26 protein-coding genes and 4 pseudogenes are annotated in these 24,557 nt (G+C 37.1%); all 30 read left to right on the top strand.

The window, feature by feature from the left end; all coding sequences use genetic code 11:
- The first annotated feature begins 55 nt into the window (after positions 1–55).
- The gene (locus tag LZ575_RS23255) at positions 56–787 is read left to right on the top strand and encodes a hypothetical protein (protein ID WP_311195969.1); all 732 of its coding nucleotides are present in this window, start codon (positions 56–58) and stop codon (positions 785–787) included.
- Positions 788–825: 38 nt separating this feature from the next.
- On the top strand, positions 826–1,308 hold the full coding sequence (locus tag LZ575_RS23250) for a hypothetical protein (RefSeq protein ID WP_311195968.1): 483 nt from the start codon (positions 826–828) through the stop codon (positions 1,306–1,308).
- Between the two features lie 340 nt (positions 1,309–1,648).
- Positions 1,649–2,045 (top strand): annotated as a pseudogene (locus LZ575_RS04320) (HYC_CC_PP family protein).
- A 94-nt stretch (positions 2,046–2,139) separates the two neighbouring features.
- Positions 2,140–2,692, top strand: a pseudogene (locus LZ575_RS04315) (efflux RND transporter permease subunit); the annotation flags it as partial.
- 126 nt (positions 2,693–2,818) lie between these two features.
- Positions 2,819–3,055, top strand: a complete 237-nt coding sequence (locus LZ575_RS04310) for a hypothetical protein (protein ID WP_127844249.1) — start codon at positions 2,819–2,821, stop codon at positions 3,053–3,055.
- A gap of 10 nt (positions 3,056–3,065) precedes the next feature.
- Complete coding sequence (locus LZ575_RS04305; protein WP_235329231.1) at positions 3,066–3,284, top strand: heavy-metal-associated domain-containing protein; 219 nt, start codon at positions 3,066–3,068, stop codon at positions 3,282–3,284.
- 17 nt (positions 3,285–3,301) lie between these two features.
- The gene (locus LZ575_RS04300; protein WP_235329222.1) at positions 3,302–3,520 is read left to right on the top strand and encodes an SHOCT domain-containing protein; all 219 of its coding nucleotides are present in this window, start codon (positions 3,302–3,304) and stop codon (positions 3,518–3,520) included.
- A gap of 18 nt (positions 3,521–3,538) precedes the next feature.
- Complete coding sequence (locus tag LZ575_RS04295; RefSeq protein ID WP_235329220.1) at positions 3,539–3,814, top strand: DUF5676 family membrane protein; 276 nt, start codon at positions 3,539–3,541, stop codon at positions 3,812–3,814.
- A 12-nt stretch (positions 3,815–3,826) separates the two neighbouring features.
- The gene (locus LZ575_RS04290; protein WP_235329218.1) at positions 3,827–4,372 is read left to right on the top strand and encodes a helix-turn-helix domain-containing protein; all 546 of its coding nucleotides are present in this window, start codon (positions 3,827–3,829) and stop codon (positions 4,370–4,372) included.
- 327 nt (positions 4,373–4,699) lie between these two features.
- Positions 4,700–6,055, top strand: a complete 1,356-nt coding sequence (locus LZ575_RS04285; RefSeq protein ID WP_235329216.1) for an NAD(P)/FAD-dependent oxidoreductase — start codon at positions 4,700–4,702, stop codon at positions 6,053–6,055.
- A gap of 20 nt (positions 6,056–6,075) precedes the next feature.
- Entirely contained in the window at positions 6,076–7,089 is a 1,014-nt protein-coding gene (locus tag LZ575_RS04280) for a type II glyceraldehyde-3-phosphate dehydrogenase (RefSeq protein ID WP_235329214.1), read from the top strand.
- A 12-nt stretch (positions 7,090–7,101) separates the two neighbouring features.
- Positions 7,102–8,163, top strand: a complete 1,062-nt coding sequence (locus LZ575_RS04275; RefSeq protein WP_235329212.1) for a class I fructose-bisphosphate aldolase — start codon at positions 7,102–7,104, stop codon at positions 8,161–8,163.
- Positions 8,164–8,190: 27 nt separating this feature from the next.
- Positions 8,191–9,162: an ATP-dependent 6-phosphofructokinase gene (locus LZ575_RS04270; RefSeq protein WP_235329210.1), complete on the top strand. Its 972-nt coding sequence runs from the start codon at positions 8,191–8,193 to the stop codon at positions 9,160–9,162.
- 11 nt (positions 9,163–9,173) lie between these two features.
- Complete coding sequence (locus LZ575_RS04265; protein ID WP_121344443.1) at positions 9,174–9,524, top strand: phosphomannose isomerase type II C-terminal cupin domain; 351 nt, start codon at positions 9,174–9,176, stop codon at positions 9,522–9,524.
- 10 nt (positions 9,525–9,534) lie between these two features.
- On the top strand, positions 9,535–10,605 hold the full coding sequence (locus tag LZ575_RS04260; RefSeq protein WP_235329207.1) for a pesticidal protein Cry7Aa: 1,071 nt from the start codon (positions 9,535–9,537) through the stop codon (positions 10,603–10,605).
- On the top strand, positions 10,602–11,957 hold the full coding sequence (locus LZ575_RS04255) for a glycosyltransferase (RefSeq protein ID WP_235329190.1): 1,356 nt from the start codon (positions 10,602–10,604) through the stop codon (positions 11,955–11,957). The genes LZ575_RS04260 and LZ575_RS04255 overlap by 4 nt, the downstream gene beginning before the upstream one ends.
- An 11-nt stretch (positions 11,958–11,968) precedes the next feature.
- Positions 11,969–12,946: a hypothetical protein gene (locus LZ575_RS04250; RefSeq protein ID WP_235329187.1), complete on the top strand. Its 978-nt coding sequence runs from the start codon at positions 11,969–11,971 to the stop codon at positions 12,944–12,946.
- A 34-nt stretch (positions 12,947–12,980) separates the two neighbouring features.
- Positions 12,981–14,198, top strand: a complete 1,218-nt coding sequence (locus LZ575_RS04245) for an MgtC/SapB family protein (RefSeq protein ID WP_235329185.1) — start codon at positions 12,981–12,983, stop codon at positions 14,196–14,198.
- A 61-nt stretch (positions 14,199–14,259) separates the two neighbouring features.
- Positions 14,260–15,249, top strand: coding sequence for a 2-hydroxyacid dehydrogenase (locus LZ575_RS04240; protein WP_235329183.1), 990 nt, complete (start codon positions 14,260–14,262; stop codon positions 15,247–15,249).
- 33 nt (positions 15,250–15,282) lie between these two features.
- Positions 15,283–15,429: a universal stress protein gene (locus LZ575_RS22305; RefSeq protein ID WP_255702797.1), complete on the top strand. Its 147-nt coding sequence runs from the start codon at positions 15,283–15,285 to the stop codon at positions 15,427–15,429.
- A gap of 58 nt (positions 15,430–15,487) precedes the next feature.
- On the top strand, positions 15,488–16,120 hold the full coding sequence (locus LZ575_RS22300; protein WP_255702795.1) for a universal stress protein: 633 nt from the start codon (positions 15,488–15,490) through the stop codon (positions 16,118–16,120).
- Entirely contained in the window at positions 16,117–16,959 is an 843-nt protein-coding gene (locus LZ575_RS04225) for an ATP cone domain-containing protein (protein ID WP_235329181.1), read from the top strand. Before LZ575_RS22300 ends, LZ575_RS04225 begins: the two co-directional genes overlap by 4 nt.
- 41 nt (positions 16,960–17,000) lie before the next feature.
- The gene (locus LZ575_RS04220) at positions 17,001–17,276 is read left to right on the top strand and encodes a hypothetical protein (protein ID WP_235329179.1); all 276 of its coding nucleotides are present in this window, start codon (positions 17,001–17,003) and stop codon (positions 17,274–17,276) included.
- Positions 17,277–17,308: 32 nt separating this feature from the next.
- A pseudogene (locus LZ575_RS04215) lies at positions 17,309–18,717 on the top strand (MBL fold metallo-hydrolase RNA specificity domain-containing protein).
- 151 nt (positions 18,718–18,868) lie between these two features.
- Positions 18,869–19,465, top strand: a complete 597-nt coding sequence (locus LZ575_RS04210; protein WP_235329172.1) for a hypothetical protein — start codon at positions 18,869–18,871, stop codon at positions 19,463–19,465.
- Position 19,466: 1 nt separating this feature from the next.
- Positions 19,467–19,760 (top strand): phosphoribosylpyrophosphate synthetase, encoded by a 294-nt coding sequence (locus LZ575_RS04205; RefSeq protein WP_235329170.1) that lies wholly within the window; start codon positions 19,467–19,469, stop codon positions 19,758–19,760.
- A 156-nt stretch (positions 19,761–19,916) separates the two neighbouring features.
- Positions 19,917–21,939: pseudogene (locus LZ575_RS04200) on the top strand (copper-translocating P-type ATPase).
- Positions 21,940–23,070, top strand: a complete 1,131-nt coding sequence (locus LZ575_RS04195; RefSeq protein ID WP_235329166.1) for an MFS transporter — start codon at positions 21,940–21,942, stop codon at positions 23,068–23,070.
- 149 nt (positions 23,071–23,219) lie between these two features.
- The gene (locus tag LZ575_RS04190) at positions 23,220–23,549 is read left to right on the top strand and encodes a hypothetical protein (RefSeq protein ID WP_235329157.1); all 330 of its coding nucleotides are present in this window, start codon (positions 23,220–23,222) and stop codon (positions 23,547–23,549) included.
- 162 nt (positions 23,550–23,711) lie between these two features.
- On the top strand, positions 23,712–24,269 hold the full coding sequence (locus tag LZ575_RS04185) for a PRC-barrel domain-containing protein (RefSeq protein WP_235329149.1): 558 nt from the start codon (positions 23,712–23,714) through the stop codon (positions 24,267–24,269).
- Positions 24,270–24,557: the final 288 nt, after the last annotated feature.

The following is a 24,557-nucleotide window of genomic DNA, read 5'->3' as shown; positions in this document are numbered from 1 at the left end:
AATTACAGTTCTGCTTTTATTCAATTTCTTATTCTAAATTTTTAAAAATACAAAAATGAAAACTTCAATTTTATATTTGAGCACAATTGCCTTTGTGCTCTTAGCATCCCAGTTGCAGGCACAGCAACGGGATTTGGACAACTTTAGAGCACCAGATAAAAGAGGCATAAATACCTTTGAAGCACCCAAAGATACAATCAGTACTTTTGATGGGGTCGAAGTAAGGATTGGTGGTGCATCAACAATTCAATTTCAGGCCCTGGAACATGAAAATTCAGGTACTGTTCCTCTGTCAACAATAGGAAGCAATTTCAACTTGCCAACAGCCAATCTGGACCTTGATGTTCAGTTATACGACGGGGTGCGTATGCATCTTAGAACCTATTTGTCTTCACGTCACCATAATGAACCTTACGTAAAAAGTGGATACATTTTGATCGATAAATTGGATTTTATAAGCACCGGGTTCATGGAAGGTTTAATGAATAATGTAACCGTCAAAATTGGACATATGGAAAACAACTATGGTGATGCTCACTTCCGGCGAACAGATAATGCCCAGGCTATATATAATCCTTTTGTGGGGAATTACATTATGGATTCATTTACAACAGAAGTTGGTGCAGAAGTTTACTATAGGAACAACGGATTTATTGGAATGGTAGGTGCAACTAATGGCAAATTAAATCAAAGCGTTACAAATCCAGATGCAACAGGTCCTTCCTTTCTGGCGAAAGCAGGTTACGATGGATTACTGAGTAATAACATTAGATTCAGATTAACCTAAGCTCGGTTTACCATACCAATAAAAATGCTAATGTATCCTTGTATGGGGGTGATCGTGCAGGGTCGAGATATTATGAAGTAATGGAGTTACCAGATGTTCATGGATTCACTTCCGGTAGGTACAATCCACGATTTGGGAACGAGATGACTGCCTTTATGATCAACCCTTTTATTAAAATGGGAGGACTGGAATTTTTCGGAACTTTTGAAAGGGCTTCAGGTAAACGTACAACCGAAGCACAGGAAAGGACCATTACACAACTTGCCGGAGATCTTATTTATAGATTTGGGGCTGATGAAAACTATTACGTGGCCGGAAGATACAATACTGTGGACGGTGAGGAGGCCGGGAATGATATTGATATCGCAAGATACCAGTTGTCAGGAGGTTGGTTCATGACCAAAAATATACTTGCTAAAGTGGAGTATGTGAATCAGGAATATAACGGATTTTTACCGGGTACAAGGTTTGATGGAGGAAAATTCAATGGACTGGTGCTTGAAGCTGTAATAAGTTTTTAAGGTCGGAAAATTCTTAAATTTATTGAAAGTGGAGGCCGTTAGTAAGCTCTCCACTTTACTTTTCTTTTCAGTAAGACTGTGAAATTTTTGAAAATAACATACCCGGAAGTTTAAAGTTTGTCTATGTTATTATTTTTTTAATCGTCAGGTCAGAATTTTACCCTGAACCACTGAAGTCTCACGCTACTGAAATAATCTAAGAAAAAGAGGGAAATATGATTTTAATCACATTATTAAAGTGATAAACCTACTATTTTTGGGATATAAGATATACTTAAAACTTTTTTTACAAATAATCCAGCAGAAAATCTAACATCTCAAGAGTAAAAGAAAAAATACTGTGAAATCTATCCTGTATAAAATATCATCTTCTCTTTTGGCATCCTTGGTGCTTCTATCCACATTGTCCTTTACTGTGAATAAGCATTTCTGTGGAGATTTTCTTGTGGATCAGGCCATTTTTTCTGCAGCCGAAACCTGCGGAATGGAACATAGTCCTGGAATGTCTGACGAGAAAGGTTGCTGGGAGGATACAGTAGCTATTGATGGGCAGAAAGATCTGAAGATATCATTCTATGATCTTAATTTTGACCAGCAAGTGTTTCTTGCAGGTTTCACCTATTCCTTAACCAGTCTTTTCGAGGAACAGCTAAGCGCATAACGTTCCTTTTGCTGATTATATTCCACCTTTACTGGTCCATGATATACAGGTGCTCGACCAGACCTTCCTTATTTGATTACAGTCTGATTTCCGCATGACCACATTTGTCTTGTACAGTTGTGGTTGATTGTATTGCCTCTTTTGGCGAATATTAACTGTAATCAAAAATTATGCTTAACAGAACAATTAAATTCTTTTTAGAGAATAAGTTAGTGACCGCTTTACTTACGGTTGCGTTTATAGCCTGGGGGGTGGCTACAGCACCATTTAATTGGGAAATTGACTGGATGCCAAGAGATCCCGTTCCCGTAGATGCTATACCCGATATTGGTGAAAACCAACAAATAGTTTATACCGAGTGGATGGGGAAATCCCCGCAGGATATCGAGGACCAGATAACCTATCCCCTCACTACTTCCCTTCTGGGAGTGCCGGGAGTAAAGACTATTCGAAGCAGTTCGCTTTTCGGCCTTTCCAGTATATATGTAATTTTTGAGGAGGATGTGGAATTCTACTGGAGCTAGTCCCGGATTTTGGAGAAGCTTAATTCTCTTCCCGCGTAGTACCTTACCTGCAGATGTACAACCTGCTTTGGGTCCTGATGCGACAGCTTTGGGACAGGTGTATTGGTACACTCTTGAGGGTCGAAACCCAAAAACAGGAGAACCAACGGGGGGCTGGGATCCCCAGGAATTGAGATCCATCCAGGACTTCTATGTTAAAGATACCCCAGCTATTACTTCCAAATTTATTTCTGACAATCTAATAGCAATCAGGAACAATAATAAGGGATAGAGGATTAAAAAAATCAATTAAAACAGATATTATCAATTTTAAAAACAAAAAACAATGAAAAATCACTGGTTATGGATGGTCCTCGGTTGCGGGCTTCCCTTGTTATTCATTTTTTTAGCACCATCCATTGGAATTGGAGGCGGGACCTGGCTTTTTACATTTATCATAATAATGTTCGCCATACACTTACTGATGCCAATGCAACACGGGAGCCATACGCACGGATTATCTGATGAGAACTTAAATAAGAAGAACAAAAAAGAGGATGAAAAAAGAGATCATCATCACTAAAGTTTAAGATATGAAACGAAAATTTCAAATTAATGGCATCAGTTGCGGTGGATGCGTTAACAGGGTTAAGAAAGTTTTAGAGGCGCTCCCAGCTGTGGAAAAAACAGAAGTTTTTCTGAACCCAAAAGGAGCCACAATTATCACAATGAAGGAAACCCTAACAGTTGATGAACTACAAAAGCAACTAGACAACATAGAGGGCTATACTATTGAAGAAATTAAAAAATAACTTTAAAACTCAGCACTATGCACTATTACGACGGAACTTTTGGAGGTATGCACCTTATTTGGTGGTTTATCTGGTTAGCATTTATTATATGGATTTTCTTTATCCCAACAGATATTCCCTACCAAAGAACAAAAGAAGAAAAGCCATTGGACATCCTAAAAAATAGGTTTGCCAAGGGCGAAATTTCAAAGGAAGAATACGAAAAATCGAAGAAATTATTAAACTCAGGTAACTAATCTTAAAACACATTAATTATGTATCGATTAAATGTAAAAAAATTCGGTTTTGCCCTCGGTCTAACTGGAGCCTTGATATATCTGGGCTGTATGATCGTAATGGCTACAGCCGGACAAGGAGGATCCATAACATTTTTTAATAGCCTTGTGCACGGATTGGATGTTACCAGTATTATTAGAATGGATGTTCCTTTATGGGAAGCCAGTTTGGGAATTGTACAGATATTCATTTTAGGATGGCTTATAGGTGCCTGTATAGCGGCTTTTTATAATGCGCAAATTAAAAACAAATAAAAATTGTGAAAGTTGAGAAAGGATTTGACGAAAATTAAGATCATTTTTATTCATTTACTATTGGGTGCAGGCATTTTTTATTTCCTGGTACACCCCTTTACAATGGTGCTTTATTGGTTTGAATTTAGCGACACAGCCTTTTCAATTTCCTTGTTCCAGGATGTTTTAAAACAACGTTTTTTAGAGTCCTTCACTTTCGATATGCGGGGAATGGGTGGCCTTTTAACTTTATTGGGAATAGTTTCTGGTTTGTTATGGATAAACCTTAAAAGGAAAAATGAACTCATTGGAACACAACAACGGCTGCTTGTTCGTGATATTGAAGAATTAATTGAGTCGGACGAAAATGAACGGGTAGAATTTAAGTCTTTCATAAATTATGACTATTACCGCAAAACAACCAATAAGGAACTGGAACTGGTCATTGCCAAAACCATCACAGGTTTTATGAATGCTAAGGGTGGTAAATTAATTATTGGTGTTGATGATGAGGGAAATATACTGGGGCTCGAAAAGGATTATAAATCCCTTAAACATAAGAATAAAGATGGCCACTAGCGTGAGGTTATCAGGATAACAAATATTCTACCTTCGAACGAACTAGGTTTATGTTAGCGATGAAGAAAATACAACTTTTTATGTACTAACGGGAAATGCTACTTATCCTCGAACCGTAAAGGAAACCGTGGATTATTTAAAAACTCAAAAAGCATAAGCCTATGCAATATGTCTGGTTTATATGGTCACTTATCATTTTTGCTTTATGGCCTGTAATCTATCTGGCAGTAAATGATTTTACAAAAGAAATACTCAAAATAAACTGGATCATAAGTTCCTGCCTAAGATAATTAAATAAAATCCAGATCTGTTAGAACACTTGAAAAAATGAAGAATAATAAAGCATCGGACAATACGACAGAAGCTGCCTGCAAGGTAACAGATGATATCTGCCTGCCAGATTCCAACTTACCACGGGTAGTTATCATTGGTGGAGGATTTGCAGGTCTGGCATTGGTTGAAAAACTGAAACACAAAGAGGTGCAGGTTGTATTGTTTGATAAAAACAACTTCCATCAGTTTCAGCCTTTGTTCTATCAAGTGGCCACGAGTGCTTTGGAGCCAGACAGTATTGTTTTTCCATTCAGAAAACAATTTCGTGGTTATAAGAATGTAATATTTCGTTTGGCCGAAGTCGAGGAAATTCAATCCTCATCAAATATATTAATAACTTCCAGAGGAAAAATCCACTACGACTATCTTGTACTTGCAACTGGTACGACCACTAATTTTTTTGGTATGGATTCCGTAGCCCAAAACAGTTTGGGGATGAAGGATATTCGCGATTCCCTCAATATCCGTCATATGATGTTGCAAAATCTGGAACAAGCAGCGATTACCTGTGATGATGATGAACGGGATGCCCTAACAAATTTCGTTATCGTTGGAGGTGGTCCTGCTGGCGTGGAAATGGCAGGGGCTTTAGCTGAATTTCGTAAATATATTCTACCCAAAGATTACCCAGAATACCCTGCTTCCATTATGAACATTTACTTAATAGAAGCTATTGACGAGTTGTTAAGTACAATGTCAGACAAAGCATCATCAAAAACTTTAAAGTATTTAAAAGGCTTGAATGTAAAAGTACTATTCAATGAGTCGGTAAGTGATTATGACGGTTCAGAGGTTACTACAAAAAGCGGAAAGAAAATTTTAGCAAAAAACCTCATCTGGACAGCTGGCGTAAAAGGTCAATTCCCAAAAGGTGTCGATGAAAAACACGTGGTAAAAGGCAACCGGATTAAAACCGATGCTTATTTGAGAGTAGAAGGTTTTGAAAACATTTTTGCCATAGGTGACATAGCGGCTATGATTACCACAGACACACCAAAAGGACATCCGCAAGTAGCGCAAACAGCAATTCAACAAGGCAAATATCTTGGGGAATCCTTATTGGAATTTACGAAAAACAAGCACAAAAAACCTTTTCAATATAAAGACAAAGGTTCCTTGGCCACCGTAGGAAAGCGTAAGGCAGTAGCAGATTTGGGCAAGTTTAAATTTACAGGTTATTCCGCTTGGTTACTTTGGTCAGTTGTACACTTATTATCCATAAGTGGATTTAGAAACAAATTGATGGTTGGCTTTAATTGGGCGGTAAGCTATTTCACCTACGAAAAGAGCAACCGCCTGATTATTAGAAATTTTAATTCAAAATCATTAGTCGATAATACAGAAGAATAACTAATTAAAACAAAATTGATATGAAAAGTATAGCAGTTATAGGTTACGGAGTCATTGGAAAAAGGGTGGCAGATGCCATCAACCTACAAGAAGATATGAAGCTTTCGGGAGTATGCGATATCATTACCGACTGGCGAATTCAAAATGCCGTAAGAAAGGAATACGATATTTATGCAGCTACCCAGGAAGCTGAAGGTAAAATGAAATCCGAAGGAATTTCAGTAAAAGGAAATTTACAGGAGCTTTTAAAGAAATCAGACCTGGTTGTTGATTGTACACCCAAAAAGATTGCCGCTCAAAATGTGGCTATCTACAAGGAGCAAAACATCAAATTTATTGTACAAGGAGGTGAAAAACACGAAACTACAGGTCATTCCTTTAGTGCTGAAAATAATTACAAATCGGCTTTAAACTTGAATGCGACAAGAGTGGTTTCCTGTAATACTACGTCTATTTTAAGAACCTTGACCGCTTTAAAAAGAGCCGATTTATTGGATTATGCCAGAGGAACCCTCTTAAGAAGAGCTACAGATCCCTGGGAAAGTCATTTAGGTGGTATTATGAATACAATGGTTCCCGAAAAAGATATCCCAAGCCATCAAGGTCCAGATGCTAAAAGTGTAGATCCAGAATTGGATGTCATCACCGCAGCGGTAAAGGTACCCGAAACCTTAAGCCATATGCATTATTGGAATGTGAAATTAAAGAAAAAAGCGAATAAAGAAGAAGTGCTAAAAGCCTTCAAGACGTCGAGCCGTATTAAATTAATTCAATATGACCAGGGTCTGGTTTCTAACAATACCATTAAGGAAATGTTCTTGGATATGGGAAGGCCGTGGGGCGATATGTACGAAGTGGCTCTTTGGGAAGATATGCTGAAAGTACAGGGAGACGAACTTTTTTACGCTTATGTAGTCGATAACCAAGCCATTGTTATACCAGAGACCATAGATGCCATTAGGGCACTTACCGGAATTGAAATGGATGGGGCAAAATCCATTACCAGAACAAATAAAACCTTGGGAATTAATTAAAAAATAAGCGTTATGGACACATATAAAAACATAGTAGATCATTTAGGGGATAAAGCTTCCTTTTACCTTGAGTACGTTAGTAAAAAAATTACGAAAGATGAATTACAGCTACCTGGCAAAAACTTTATCGATAATGTATTTTTGAAAAGTAATCGTAATCCACAGGTTCTTCGTAGCCTTTCCCAATTATACAATCACGGCAACCTGGTAGGAAGTGGTTATTTAAGTATCCTTCCTGTGGACCAGGGTATTGAGCATAGCGCAGCATTTTCATTCTATAAAAACCCGGATTATTTTGACCCGGAAAATATTATAAAACTTGCTATTGAAGCTGGTTGTAATGGTGTGGCATCCACGTTTGGGGTTTTGGGTTTGAACGCCCGAAAATATGCCCATAAAATCCCTTTTATCGTAAAAATTAATCACAATGAGTTGCTCACCTATCCAAATAAATATGACCAAACACTTTTTGGTAAGGTAAAATCGGCCTGGGATATGGGAGCGGTTGCTATTGGCGCTACCATTTATTTTGGTTCAGCGGAGAGTAACAGACAGTTTAAAGAAATTGCTGAAGCTTTTGAAGAAGCCCACAATTTGGGAATGGCCACCATCTTATGGTGCTATACACGGAACGAGGCATTTAAAACCAACAAGGAAGATTATCACGCAGCTGCCGATTTAACCGGGCAGGCAAACCATTTGGGTGTTACTATTCAAGCAGACATCATCAAACAAAAATTACCCACCAATAATTTTGGTTTCAAAGAGATAGGATTTGGAAAATATGATGATAAAATGTATAAAACCCTCACAACCGACCACCCTATTGACTTATGTCGATTGCAAGTAGCAAACTGCTATATGGGCAAAATAGGACTGATTAATTCAGGAGGTGGGTCCAAAGGTGAATCTGATTTAGTTGAGGCGATAACAACTGCCGTCATCAATAAAAGAGCTGGTGGTTCTGGTTTGATAATGGGAAGAAAGGCATTTCAAAAACCTTTCAATAAGGGGATTGAGTTATTGCAAACCGTGCAACAAGTTTATTTGGAAAAAAGCATATCGGTAGCTTAAACTCTTTTTAAAAATGATATAAAAACCATGAATAAGAAAATTAAAAATATCGGGTTGTTTACTTCTGGGGGTGATTCGCCGGGAATGAACGCGGCCTTATATGGAATTGCTAAAGTGGCAGAGATAAATGGGATTAAAATTACCGGGATTCTAAAAGGTTACGAGGGAATGATTAATGGTGATTTTTCACCTCTTAAGAGCAGTGACTTAAAAAAAATGGTGCATAGGGGCGGAACATTACTTAAGACTGCCAGAAGTAAGAGATTTCTAACTATAGAAGGCAGGAAATTGGCCTTGAAACACCTACAGGAAAATAACATAGATGCCCTGATTGCCATTGGTGGCGATGGCACATTTAAAGGACTACTTACTTTTTCAGAAATATGCGACATTCCGTTTATCGGCATTCCTGGTACTATAGATAATGATATTTCAGGAACAGATTATACCCTTGGTTTTGATTCCGCAGTAAATACAGCCATTGAGAATATTGATAAAATAAAGGACACTGCGGAATCTCACAATCGGGTATTCATTGTGGAAGTAATGGGCAGGGATTCTGGCTACATCGCCATTCATTCAGGACTTACCACAGGAGCAGATGCCATTTTAATTCCCGAGAGTGGAAAGGACTTTATTTATCTATTGGATAAGGTTAAAAATTACGATAGCGAAGATGCTTTTCTTGTCGTGGTTTCAGAAGGCGATGAAATAGGTGCCGAACTTGTTTCTTCAAAAATAAAGGAAGTCAACCCCAATGTCGATTTACGAATTACAAAACTTGGGCACGTACAGCGTGGTGGAAATCCTTCTGCTTTAGATAGGATGTTGGGTATTAGGCTTGGGGTGGAAGCCGTAAAATCACTTTTACAAAGTAAAAAGAATGTAATGGTCGGGATTTTAAACAATCAATTGCACTTAACCCCTTTTAATGAAGTGGTCAAACAACATCAGGTCAATAAAGAATTGCACGAACTCTTAGAACTATTTGGAAAATAAAAACGAGAAAAATGAAAACATACATAGAGGAAAGACCTTGGGGAAACTTTGAACGCTTTACCCATAACGAGATTAGCACCGTAAAAATACTTACGGTTAATCCAAACGAAGAGCTAAGTCTACAGTTTCACCATAACAGGGAAGAATTCTGGAGAGTAATAGATGGAACGGGAACTTTCGTAATTGGCGACAATACCAAAGTTGGCCATAAAGGGGACGAATTTTTTATCCCGAAGGAAACCGTACATCAAATAAAAACATCTGATTCTTCTGTAAGTGTACTTGAAATTGCTTTTGGAAATTTTGATGAAAACGATATTGTCAGGCTAAAGGACAAATACAACAGGGAAGACCCCAAATAAATATTACAATATGGAACATACACATCAAATTAATACCAGAATACCCATAGAGAAAAAAGGGATACTGCTCAGTCCCACTAAATTGAAATTTGAGAGCAATGGGGTTTTAAACCCTGGAATATTTCAAGAAGGTGAAGAGGTGCATATCTTTTACCGTGCGGTGGAAGATGGCAATTACTCTACCATTGGATATGCCAAAACCAATGAGCATTTAGATCTCATAGAAAGGAAATCAAGCCCGTTAATAACTCGTGATTTTGATTATGAAAAACATGGTGTGGAAGATGCTCGTATTGTTAAAATTGAAGATATCTATTATTTAACTTATACAGCTTATGACGGGTTCAATGCCATGGGTGCTTTGGCAACTTCAAAAGACCTGAAACATTTTGAGAAAAAGGGGATAATCACACCATTCATTACCTACAAAGAATATAAATACCATTTGGAGCATTGTAATCAGGAAAGATTGAATCCAAAGTATTATTATTACTACAACTTGTTTGCACAAATTGGATTGGCAGATGAAAAACATAGGTATCTGAGGGATAAGGACATTGTCCTGTTCCCCAAAAAAATCAACGGTAAATTTGTAATGCTCCACCGTATATGGCCAGGAATACAAATAGTACAGTTTGAAAAGTGGGAAAACCTTACCAAAGAATTTTGGGAAAATCATATAAAGAACCTTCACGATCATATTCTTATAGATCCGTTCTACGATTTTGAAGTGAATTATCTCGGTGCCGGATGCCCTCCCATAGAAACAAAGGATGGTTGGCTGATGATTTACCACGGAGTTTGTGAAACCCACATTGGAAAGACTTATCACGCCGCCGCTGCGTTACTGGATATTGAAGACCCTATAAAAGTAATTGGGCGATTGCCCTATCCCTTATTTTCCCCTACCGAAGAATGGGAACTGCTTGGTGTTGTAGATCATGTAGTATTTCCTACCGGGACCGCATTGTTCGGGGACGACCTTCATATCTATTATGGAGCGGCCGACAAACATACGGCGGTAGCTAAAGTAAGCCTACAACTATTATTGAATGAATTAAAAAAAACAGCTATATCATGAAAAATCATAGAATTTTAATGGTTTGCTCATATCCTCCCCGCGAGTGCGGTATTGCTACTTATTCACAAGATTTGATACGGGCCTTGAAAAGATGCTTTGGCTCAACCATAGAGATCGAGGTTTGTGCTCTGGAAAATGAGTACTGCGACGCTAATGATTATCCAGAGGAAGTTAAATATAAAATAGATGCCCAAGAGTTAAGTTCCTTTTTCAAAGTAGCTAATAAGTTAAATGAAAGGGACGATATTGGGATGGTCTGTGTACAACACGAGTTTGGGCTGTTTGGAGGTGACTACGGTGGCCATTTAGTGGCTTTTCTGCTAAAGTTAGACATCCCTATTTCTTGTGTGTTTCATACCGTTCTTCCCTATCCAGATGAAAAAAGAACTAAAATAGTGCAAGTGTTGGGTGATCTTTCCGAGAAACTGATCGTTCTTACCAATAAATCCGCAGAAATATTAGAAAGTGATTATCATATTGATAATAACAAATTAGCTGTCATACCCCATGGCACCCATGTTGTACTATGGAAAGAAAAACAACGGCTTAAAAATAGATATGGCTTTCAAAATAAAAATGTACTCTCCACATTTGGATTATTAAGTGAGAATAAAAATATAGAAACAGCACTTCGTGCATTGCCAAAAATACTCCAAAAATTCCCTAACACAGTTTATCTGGTTATAGGCAAAACACATCCTGATATAATAAAGAGAGAAGGCGAATCATATAGAAATGCACTTTTAACAATAGTCGATGATTTAGATATTAAAGACCATGTCATTTTTATAAACGATTATTTGGAACTTTCCAGATTGTTGGAATACCTATCCTTGTCCGATGTTTACTTATTCTCATCTAAAGATCCCAACCAGGCCGTTAGCGGTACTTTTGCTTATGCCATGAGTTGCGGAACCCCTGTTATATCAACACCTATTCCCCATTCTAAAGAATACCTTGATTCCAGTACTGGTATTTTATTGAATGATTTTGAAGATCCCATAGCAATTAGTAACGCTGTTATCGATTTGTTGGAACAACCGCTAACAGCAACATCAATGGGAAAAAATGCTTTTCTTAAAATGCGTGCTTTTAGTTGGGAAAATGTAGCCATTTCCTATTCCGGTATTTTTCAGGATTATTTGCAACATAATAATTCTTTGGATTTTAGTTTACCACCCATAAAAACAGACCATATTGAAGATATGACTACTGACTTTGGGATGCTTCAATTTTCAAATTTTAGTGTCCCGGATACGTCTTTTGGTTATACACTTGATGATAATGCAAGGGCTCTTATAGCAATGCTTATGTATTATAAGAAAAAAGAAATGACAAAGTCCTGCGACTAATTGAAATTTATATGGACTTTATTGTGTTTTGTCAACAGGACGATGGACTGTTCTATAATTATGTGGATTATGAAAAGCAATTTACCAATCAGAATACCGAAGTGAACCTGGAAGATTCCAATGGCAGGGCCATTTGGGCACTTGGCTATGTATTGTCTGCTACAGAAAACCTGCCAAAAAGTTTAGTAGCCAAAGCAGAAAACTGTTTTAAAAACGTCATACGAAATGTAGCGGATTTCAAATCCCCAAGAGCCATTGGTTTTATATTAAAAGGACTCTATTATTATCAAGAAAATGAGCCTAAAACCCAATATAATCAATTAGCAGATACATTGGCTGAGGAGCTCTTGCGCGTTTTTAATATTTCCAGTGATAAAAAATGGGAATGGTTTGAAGATTACCTGACCTATGCCAATAGTATATTGCCAGAAGCGCTTTTTTATGCTTGGCTAATCACAAAAAATAAAAAATACAAGGACGTTGCCGAAACTACTTTTGACTTTTTATTATCACAATATTTTATGAAAGGGCAAATTAAAGTCATTTCTAATGACGGATGGTTTCACAAAAGAAACAAACGAACCTTTCACGGCGAACAACCCATTGAGGTGGCTTATACCATTCTTTCATTGGACCTATTCTGTAGCGTTACCCATAAAAAGAAATACTCCAAACAGCTTCATACCGCATTTAGTTGGTTTTTAGGCAATAACCATCTCAAGCAAATTATGTACAACCCTGTTAATGGTGCCTGTTATGATGGTCTTGAAAAAGAAAATATTAATATAAATCAAGGTGCGGAATCCAGCTTGTGCTACTTAATGGCGCGTTTAGTTGTTGAGGGTTACCCTTTGGAGGTTGGTCTTAAAGAAAATAAATCAGATTTAAGTTTAAAGATGGACTCGGCTTCAAAACGTGGCAGAAAGATCATGCAAGAAAAGTGCATCGGTAAAAGTTTAAAAATAGAACGCAATGTATTAAACAGTTAGCGATTTTATCAAACCAAGCAATAAAAAAGTAGTTATGACCGAGGCCTTTAAAAATATCAACCCATTTATCCTTGGATTATTTATTAGTATGGGTATAGGTTTAACCCTTGGATTGGAAGGTGAGTACGACAAGTTGAAGGAAGAACACGGTTTTGCAGGGATAATAACCTTCCCAATTGTCGCAATCATCGGTTTTATATTAGGCAACCTTACCGCAGCTTACACACCTTGGTTGGTCATTATTATTTCGGCAGCATTTCTCTTGTTTTTGACGTTTAGTCATCTTTCTGTTGTGCAAAAACACGTAATGACTGGGATAACCACTAATATGGCATTGTTCGCTACGCTGATTTTAGGTGTTATGGTTGCCAATCATTTGCATAAGGAAGCAGTTGCCACCGCAGTTATAGTGGTTACTCTGATATCATTAAAAGCCACCTTCAATACATTCATAAAAAATATTACTTCAGAAGAGCTTTTTGCCTTTATTAAGTTTTCAATTATTGCGCTTCTTATTTTGCCTTTCTTACCAGATCAAGACTATGGGCCGGAAGGATTGCTTAACCCTTTTGAGATAGGAGCAATTATAGTGATTGTCTTTTTTCTGAATTTCATCGGCTACTTTCTTGTAAAATATGTAGGTTCTAAACGTGGTATTCTGCTCACAGCAATTTTAGGCGGATTGATTTCAAGTACCGCAGTGGCGTGGATTTATGCATCCCGAAGTAAGGAATCGCCAGAGCTCTCAAAAAAATATGCAGCTGGCATCATCATAGCTTCTGCCATACTGTTTCCAAGACTGGCAATTCTGGCCTATATTTTCAATAGTGCCATACTTTCTTATTTAGCTATTCCATTTACCATATTTACACTCATTTGTTTGATTAGTGCACTCATATTTATCAAAAAGGATACAGATGTCACAAAAACAATTATCAATCTGGGTAGTCCGCTCAATATTTGGAACGCTCTTGGGTTTGGTGGTATTTATGTGGTCATCCTGTTTGCAGTTTTTTATGGAAATCAATTTTTTGGCGAAAGCGGTTTATACTATTCAGCCCTAATCGCAGGATTGGCAGATACGGATGCGATAACTATTAGTATGGCAAAATTTGGGTCATTGGAAGAAAAATTCACGCTGGCCACCAATGTCATTTTAACAGCAACCACAAGCAATATGATTGTAAAACTAGGGATTACCTATTTCAAAGGTTCTAAAAAAAACGGAAAATTCGTGATGCTAATTTTTTGAACTGTTGTCATCGTAGTGTTAGTATATAATTTAATACAGTTAGGAAATTAAAAAAAGTGAAATGAAAACAACAGTATTCAGTACACATAAGTTTGAAGAACCTTATCTGGTAAAGGCCAATAATGGCACACACCAATTAAAGCTATTGGAGAGTCGTTTGACCGAAGAAACAGCTATTCTCGCTACAGGCTCTAAAGCCGTTAGCCTTTTTACAGGTGATGATGCCACGGCGCATATCCTTGAAAAATTAAATGCTTTTGGCGTAAAATGTATCGCATTACGTTCGGCAGGGTTCAATCACGTCGATTTAATAAAAGCATCAGAACTAGGAATTAAAGTGGCTCGTGTCCCAGCCTATTCACCTTATGCCATTGCAGAACATACAATGGCTTTGATACTTGCGTTAAACCGAAAACTGATTAAAGCACACAATAGGGTACGTGAACAAAATTTTTCTTTGAACGGACTTACAGGTTTCGACTTAAACGGAAAAACAGTTGGTGTTATAGGTACAGGGAAAATCGGTTCTGTATTGGTCAAAATTCTACACGGTTTTGGCTGTAACATCCTTGTACAGGATATAGTTGAAGATGAAAACCTTATCAAATCATACGGTCTGCGCTATACAGATTGTGGGACAATTTGCAAACAGGCCGATATTATAAGTCTACACGTACCACTGGCACCATCAACAAAACATTTAATTGATAAAAAACACATTGAGCTTATGAAACCTGGTGTAATGTTAATAAATACAAGTCGTGGAGGACTTGTCGACACCAAAGCGGTTATTGAAGGCCTAAAGACGAAAAAAATAGGGTATTTCGGCATCGATGTGTATGAGGAAGAAGAAGGATTGTTCTTTGAAGACCATTCCGAAGATATTTTACAAGACGATGTCATTGCGCGGTTAATGACTTTCAATAATGTGCTAATAACAAGTCATCAAGCTTTTTTAACCAAAACCGCATTGACCAATATTGCAGAAACGACTATCTATAACCTGGATTGTTTTGAAAAGCAAATACCTTCTGTGAATGAAGTTTATTAAATAAAAGGAATAATCAAATAAAATTTTTAATCGATGAAAAATATACTCGTACCAACAGACTTTTCTGAAAACTGTAACAAGGCAGCAGAACTTGGAATTAAAATGGCAAAACTGTACAATTCAGAAATACATTTTTTCCATTTAATGAACACAACCAGTAGATTGGATAAACCTGGATAAGGAGAAAGAAAAAAGATATCCGCAAACGGTTCAACAAATAGGTAGCGCAAGAGCCGATTTGAGGGAACTGGGGTTAAAAGCGGAACGCGAAGGACTTAAATGCAGGACTTTTCTGGAATTTGATGGAGGCCAGGCCAATATTTTAAAACATTCCGGGCATTTTCATCACGATTTTATAGTTACGGGAAGTAGCGGTACGCAAGGCGGTGTAAGGGAATTATTGGGAAGCAACGTTGAGAAAATTGTGAGAAAAGCAGATGTGCCCGTAATTGTGGTGAAGAACAAAGAAGTATCCTTTCCTTTTAAAGATATCGTTTTTGTTTCAGATTTTCTGGAAGATGTGAGTGAAGCCTTTAAGCAGGTTATTTCTATTGCTAAAAAATGCGGTGCACATATCCACTTAGTAAGGGTCAATACACAGACTGATTTTAATAGTATTGAACAGGGTTTGAACCCCCTTAAGAAGTTCCTGGAAAGGTTTCCGGATTTGGAGAAGTACTCAATGAATGTATATAACGAACCTGCTGTAGAAACGGGTATAAACAATTACTTAAAGTATAATGATGCCGATTTGATAGCTATGTGTACCCACGGCCGTACAGGATTTTTGAGCCTATTTTCAAAAAGTATTGCCGAAGGTGTAACTAATCATTCAGAACTTCCTGTGATGACCATACATATTAAAAAATGAAACATCCAATCAACATAGTAAAATATTCAGGAGATGTGGTAGCTTTTGATGTGGAGAAACTTATCAATTCATTAAGACGTTCGCAAGCAAGTGAAGAATTGATTCAGCAAATAATAGGACAAGTTGAAGACCAATTATATGAAGGCATTACCACCAAAAAAATATATCAAATGGCATTTAAAATGCTAAAAGGTAAGTCGAGAGTAAGTGCTTCAAAATACAAACTCAAAAAAGCCCTGATGGAATTAGGCCCTTCTGGCTTCCCATTTGAAAAGTTAGTAGGCAAACTATTGGCACACGAAGGATTTTCAACACAGGTTGGTGTCATAGTTCAAGGCAATTGCGTTCAGCACGAAGTGGATGTGATAGCGCAAAAAGGAAATAAACATTATATGATTGAATGTAAATACCATAGTGACCAAGGCAGGTTTTGCAATGTAAAAATCCCATTATATATCCATTCACGGTTTTTGGACGTGGAAAAGCAATGGAAACACCAAAAAGGTCACGAGGCTAAACTTCATAAAGGCGGGGTTTACACCAATACGCGTTTCACAACCGATGCCATTCAGTACGGGAAATGTGTTGGAATGCTTATGACCAGTTGGGATTATCCAAGAGGAAATGGTCTCAAGGACAGAATAGATAAATCGGGGCTACATCCCTTAACCGCTTTAACAACACTTACCAAAGCTGAAAAAACAAAATTATTGGATCAAGGCATCATACTCTGCAAGGAGCTACACGAAAATCCAGACTTTTTGGAACAAATGGGTATCAGTAAGCTAAGGCAAAATAAGATACTCGAAGATTCAAGAGAATTATGTAGATCCCATTAATTCAAATAATGAATAATTACTAATTTTTAAAAATAATACAAATGAAAACTGAAGAATTGCAAAAACAGGGCAACATAGATTTAGAACCATTTTACCAGGCATTGGAAGATGACTCAAAACTACTTGAAGAAGCACTGGAAATATTATTAGATATGGTAAACCCAGAGCCTAAATCCGTAAAAAAATTAGCGCTTCTTATAAAAGAAGATTCGCGCAATCTATATAATGAAATAGTACTACTATATAAATCGGACCAGGATAAAGGAAACTCACCTTCCTGCTGCGGTGGTCACAAATTTGGGGAGCAGCTCTTGTAGTAAATTATGTACAACAACCTAAATAGATACCAATGAAAAAAAATAAAATAAACATCCATTTTTTAGGAGCGGCAGGCACAGTAACTCAAGCTCAAAATATTTAGTGGATACAGGAGATAAAAAGATACTCATAGACTGCGGACTTTTTCAAGGGCTAAAGGAATTACGCCTTAAAAACTGGGAGTACCCACCTGTTAATGTTGCTGATATTGATGCTGTTTTGCTCACCCACGGCCATATGGACCACACAGGTTATCTGCCGAGATTGGTAAAGCAAGGCTTTAATGGACCCATCTATGGTACCAACCCCACTTTGGATATAGCAAGAATCATATTGAACGATAGTGCCAAAATACAGGAACAGGAAGCCGAACGTGCCAATAAAGAAGGCTATTCCAAACATAATCCTGCTGAACCACTTTACGATGTAAAAGATGTAGAAAAAACAATCCCTTACTTCAAAGGAGTACCGACCTCGCAATGGCTACCCATTCTCAAAGATGTGAAAGCGAGGTTTCAATACAACGGACACATCCTTGGTGCCACATACATTGAGTTAGATATACGTGGAAAACGTTTCGTTTTTTCAGGTGATATCGGTAGAACAAACGATTTATTACTGTTTCCACCCTTAAAGCCAAAAAAAGCGGATGTACTTTTCATTGAATCCACTTATGGTGGAAGGTTTCATCCAGATGAAGCAGAAGCACTTCCGCAGATTGAAAAATTGGTCAACGAAACCATTGATAGAGGTGGCAGCTTATTTATCCCCAGTTTTTCGGTAGAGCGTGCCCAACTGATGATGCTCATCTTTTGGAAATTACTCAAGGAGAACAAAATTCCAAAAGTACAAATGATTATGGACAGTCCGATGGGTGCCAACGTATTGGAACTGTTTCATAGAACTCGTGATTGGCACAGATTGGAAGATAACGAATGTGACGAAATGTGCTCACACTTTACGGTCGTTAGCAGTTATCGGGAAACAATGGAGTTAAGAACAGACAACAAACCAAAAATCGTGATTGCAGGAAGCGGAATGCTCACTGGTGGCAGAATGCTAAACTATCTTGAAACACAGGCACAAAATCCAAATAACACCTTGCTTTTTGTAGGCTATCAAGCTGAAGGCACACGAGGTAGAAAATTATTGGAAGGTGAGAAAGAACTAAAAGTCTATGGAAAATGGGTGCCATTTAAAATGCAAGTTGCGGAAATTGAAGGTCTTTCAGCACACGCAGACCACGCTGAACTTATGGATTGGTTGAGCAAAATAAAAATCCAACCCGAACGTATTTTCATTGTACACGGTGAAAAAGAGAGTGCAGAAGCATTACAAAAAGGCATTAAGGAAACCTATGGGTGGGATGCAGAAATCCCGCAATTATATAATATAGAAGAAATAGAACAAATCGAAAAATTACAACAATCAATAAAATAGGCACAGAAAAAATTGCTACTCGCAATACTATTCCACACCCTTCAAATGTTATTGATTTGAGCGATGTAATGGCAAAAGAAGTAAAGAGATTTATGCACCATATATGAAAAAACAAAGCTTCATTCTGTTTTTTATCCTATCCATAGCAACAATGACTGGACAAACTGAAATGCTCATTGGGCAGATTTCAGGCAGAGTTGTTATTCGGGAAAACTTTGATGAAAATGGTTCTTTTTTAAATAAACAAACTTTCAAAGCCAGTGAAACAATAAAGAAAAATGGATACTATGAAATTGAGGTAGTTACGGAATTGTTTGATAAAGACAAAAAATTGACCGATAAATACACCACAACCTATCGTTGCAAGCCTGATGAAGCAAGTGTAGTGGTAATGGCTTTCCCGTTTTCCAATCCAAAATCAAAGGAGACCGAAATTAATACCACCTCTGAAAAATTTAAAGAGCTCTACGATTTGGACAACCTTGAAAATATAGAATTGGAAATGACTTTTGATTCGGGACTGTTGGATTTTTTTGGTTCAAAAAGCATCATAAAGATTTACGACCGAATATTTGAGGGCAACAAAAACAAGATTAATTCAAAAATCAATATAAAGGCCTATGCGTGGGGAATTCGCATCAAGCAACTCAACTATACCGTCAACGAAAAATTAAATGAAAAAGGTTTACTGACCTTTCAGAAATTTACAGAGGAAGATAATAGTTATTTTACAATGACATATAAATAAAATGAACAATTACAACACACTTTCAGAAGCCATAAACGATTTACAGGCAAACGATTATCCCTACGATTTCAATTTGAAGCCTGAATGCTTGGAATGTGCTTCGCTAAAAATTGAAATCCGGCCTGAAGATTTTAAAGTAGATAAAACCTTTCGCTTTGAAGGAATGAGCAGTACCGACGATAATAGCATTTTATATGCTATATCCTCCAATGATGGAATTAAAGGACTTCTGGTAGATGCCTATGGCGTCTATGCCGAAAACATTTCAGAAGAAATGCGAAAAAAATTAAGATAAAAATCAACAAAAACAGAAATTATGGAAAATCACAAACATCATCCCCACGAACATAATGGCAAAGGGAATAATTCAGCAAAGAATGAAGCATTAAAAAAAGAAGCTGATATAAAAGATAACCTAGTCGAAAAAACCAAACACGGCCATAACGAAGCAATGGATGAAAGTGACCATTCGGGACATAGTGGCCATTCCGATCATGATCCCGGTCACGGCGAGATGGGCCACGACCATCATAAAATGATGATTGCCGATTTTAGAAAACGGTTTTGGGTAACCCTTGTACTTACTATTCCCATACTGTTCTTCTCGCCGATGATTCAGGACTTTTTTGGATATGAGTTTTTGCTTCCCGGAAATCCATATATCCTTTTTGCACTTTCCACAATCGTATATTTCTATGGTGGTTGGCCATTTTTAAAAGGATTCTGGTCTGAAATCAAAAAAGGTGCGCCAGGAATGATGACCTTGATTTCTATGGCAATTTCTGTAGCTTATTTTTATAGCACCGCGACCGTATTTGGCTTAAGAGGCGAAGACTTTTTCTGGGAGCTATCAACACTTATAGCCATAATGTTGCTTGGTCATTGGATAGAAATGAAAAGTGTGTTAGGTGCGTCAAAAGCTTTACAGTTACTGGTAAGTATGATGCCTGCGGAAGCGCACAGGGTAAAAGGCGACATCATAGAAGACATCCCTCTTGAAGATTTACTAAAGGATGATGTGATTTTGGTTAAACCAGGTGAAAAAGTTCCTGCTGATGGGATTATAGTAGACGGTTCAAGTTACCTGAACGAATCTATGCTTACAGGCGAATCCAAACCTGTAAAAAAAGATGAAAACGATAAGGTTATTGGTGGTTCGGTAAATGGTAACAGTACCTTAAAAGTAAAGGTTGAGCATACTGGAAAAGATAGCTATCTCAACAAGGTCATCAAAATGGTCGAAGAAGCGCAAAAAACCAAATCCAAGATGCAAAATCTTTCAGACAGGGCTGCAAAATGGTTAACCTATATCGCTTTGGCTATTGGTTTTGGAACATTAGCGGTATGGCTGATTTTAGGCTTTCCATTTGTCTATGCTTTAGAAAGAATGGTTACCGTTATGGTCATTGCTTGTCCACACGCATTGGGTCTTGCCATTCCCCTTGTGGTTGCGATTTCTACGGCAGTATCTGCTCAAAATGGATTGCTTATCCGAAATAGAACTGCTTTTGAAGAGTCAAGAAAAATTTCAGCTTTGCTTTTTGATAAAACAGGAACACTAACCAAAGGTGATTTTGGTGTCACTCGAATCGAATCTGTTAAAGAAGCTTATTCAACAGAGGAAATTTTAAGACTTTCAAGTGCATTGGAACAAAGCTCAGAACACCCCATTGCAGTTGGTATTATTAAAAGAGTTAAAGAAGATAACATTACTATTCCAAAACCTGAAAACTTTAATGCAATTACAGGAAAAGGTGTAGAGGCAAATGTAGAAGGTATGCAAGTAAAAGTTGTAAGCCCGGGCTATTTAAGGGATGAAAAAATAGACATTCCCGAAGATGCTTATAGTGACGCTGCTGAAACTGTTGTATTTGTATTAATAGATGGCCAGCTAGCAGGATACATTGCTCTTGCTGATGAAATAAGACCTGAATCTGCGGAAGCTATAAAAATATTCAAAAAAAACAATATTAAAGTCTTGATGGCAACTGGCGATAATGAAAAAACCGCTAAGGCTGTGAGTGAAAAACTTGGATTGGATGGTTACTACGCCGAAGTATTGCCACATCAAAAAGTTGAAATTGTAGAAGAGTTACAGAACAAAGGCGATTTTGTAGCGATGACGGGTGATGGTGTTAATGACGCTCCTGCCCTTGCAAAAGCAGATGTGGGTATTGCTGTTGGTTCTGGTACAGATGTGGCTGCTGAAACAGCCGATATTATATTGGTAAATAGCAATCCACAAGATATTGCCAACCTAATTTTATTTGGAAAGGCAACATACAATAAAATGATTCAAAACCTAATATGGGCAACAGGATATAATGTGGTAGCCATTCCTTTAGCTGCTTAGCGTTCTATATTCTTCAGGCTTTGTTTTAGGACCAGCAGTAGGAGCTGTATTTATGAGTTTGAGTACGGTCATCGTTGCCATAAATGCCCAATTACTAAAGAGAAAGATCGGTAAAAAATAAATGGAAAGTAAAAAAAAACTCAACAGGATATTTTTAATTCTGTTGAGTTTATTTGTAGTGATGTTGGGCTATGGTATATTATTGCCAACCCTTCCCTACTATACCGAAAGATTAGCTTTAGAAGATAATCTTGACACCGATTTAATCAACTTCCATATTGGATTGCTCACAAGTATTTATCCATTTTTTCAGTTACTATTCGTAGTGGTTTGGGGAAAGCTATCAGACAAATATGGTCGTAAACCTATTATCATTTGTGGATTGATCGGTTTCGTAATTATGCAATTACTTACTGGTTTAGCCACATCCTTGACAATGCTCTATATCGCTCGGATTTTTGGAGGCATTTTTACATCTTCAGTTATTCCAGTTAGTAACGCCTATTTAAGCGACATTACTTCTGAAAAAAGGAGAACAAAAATAATGGCCTGGTCTGGTGTTGCCATTAGCTCTGGGGTTATTTTTGGTCCTGCTATTGGTGGCTTTCTATACCAAACAGACATTCATATAAAACATACTATTGGTCTGCTACATTTAGACCGATTTTCAGTGCCCTTTTTATTTGTTGCCCTACTAGGACTGATTGTCCTGTTCTTTGTGATGAAATGGTTAAAACACAGCACTCCCGTACACAAATTCACCATACAAAAAGTGAGCTTACGGTTTACATTTACCAAATATTTTATCGTATTACTAGCTCTTTCGTTTGTCATCCAATTTGTAGTGACGCTGTTTGAAACTGTCTTTTCAATCTACGGGAAAGATGAATTAGGATTTAATAGTAAACAAGTTGCTATTGGTTTTATGCTTTGTGGGTCTATAATGGCTGTTCTTCAGCCTGTTTTTGCATCTTACGGAGGGAATATTTTATCCTCTAAAAAACAAATTGCTCTGGGGTTGTTATTATCCGGGTTATCCTTAATTGCCTTTCCATTTTTCAGCAATGAATTCTTGGTATATGGATTAATCGTTGTTTTTGCTGCTGGAGGCGCTATGGTAACACCAAATTTGCTTTCTGCGGTTTCATTAATATCAAATAAAAATACTGGCAGGAATATTTCTATTCAAAGTTCAACCAATAGCATTGGTCAAATTTTAGGTCCCATTTTAGGGATTTGGCTAATTACTTAGTGGTTTTTACTATCCTTTCATAATTGCAGGTAGTATTATTCTGGTTGCTACCAGTTTTCTCATTTTTCTTAAAAAGTCCCCTATATGAGAAAACTATGAGTTACTAAAAAAATTAATAAGTAATCCATGTAAAAAGCCCATTATTTATTGTGCATAAACTTATTCTTACAAATTTCTACAAAGAAGAAATAAAATTGGTTGAAGAAACAAATCTGAAAGACTCGATAACATCGAAAAATGAATTTTCATGTTCAGGCGATATTTCCGAGCTGAGGCTATCCCTGGATTTATTGCATTTATACAAAGATTCATATAATGTCATGGCCGTTCCTTTAGCTGCCGGAGTTTTCTACTCCACAGGGTTTATTTTAGGCCCTTTAGGGGTCTTTCTTGATGGATTTGAGCATTTTTATTGTTGCGATTCATGTTCGAGGAAAAGACTCCAAAATAACAGGAAAACCATACCGGAACATCATTGATAAATTAAATACTTTTTTAAGAGTTCTTAATCAGCAAAAATTTCCTTTGGTAAAAGTGATTCAGTTTTAAAAAAAACTTATAATTCATTTATTAATTTTAAAGATCATTATTATTAATTTAGAGTAAAGAGTCTTTAGTTATTAACATCAAAAACAATACACATGACTAGACACAGAATTATGATACAGAAGTGGAAGTATGATGAGGTTGGTCAAGATATTCAAAGAGATACCTCAAGAGACCCTAATGAAATTTCTGCACCACTTGAACACCTGCAGGAACTGAAGAACAGTGACTACAAAATTGATGATCTTTTTTCCCGAATTTATGGATGGCCAGTAGTTGATGCTGTTGGCGCAAGAATGGGGATTCTAAAGGATTTTTTGTATGACAAAACTGATAAAAGAATTAGATACCTCGTTGTGAGTCTGGAGAAAGGGGCAAGATTAAAAGAAGAAAAGGACATTTTAATTCCCATAGGAAGAGCAGAATTAAATCAAAAGGAACAAAAAGTCTTTGTTCAGGAACAAGTAAGTTTTGAAAACCTTAAATCCTTGCCTACCTATAGAAGCGTAAAAAGCCTTGCTATTGAAGATGAAAAAAAGACTCTTCTGATTTTTTCATCTAAACAAAAGGAAGAATTAGATTACACCCAAGAAAATTTCTACAACCAGGAGGATTTCAATGAAAGGACTTTTTTCGGTTCTGATGAGGAATAGGTGATTTAGTGGCCAAAGACTTCACAACGGTCTTTGTGCTATATAGAAGCAGCCCTTTTTTTGTAGTAATCCTTAAGTGCAGACTTTGAGCAGAATGTTTATGAGCTAAGAGCTTTTTCAAGTTAACAAAAGAACAACAGTTGTTTTTGAACATTAATAGCTTACCAATATAGAAATAGAGAATTTAGAGATGAACAAGGTCTTTTTGAAAGCTCTTTGCAATGAATAGCTGGAGCTGGTCGATCCTTTTTCTAGTTGTAGCCTGGGTGCTTTGGTGGGAGTCGAATA

The organism is Antarcticibacterium sp. 1MA-6-2 (genome assembly GCF_021535135.1).
Taxonomy (GTDB): Bacteria; Bacteroidota; Bacteroidia; order Flavobacteriales; family Flavobacteriaceae; genus Gillisia.
The sequence above is the reverse complement of the archived record's forward strand: the minus strand, read 5'-3'. Positions and strand labels throughout refer to the sequence as shown.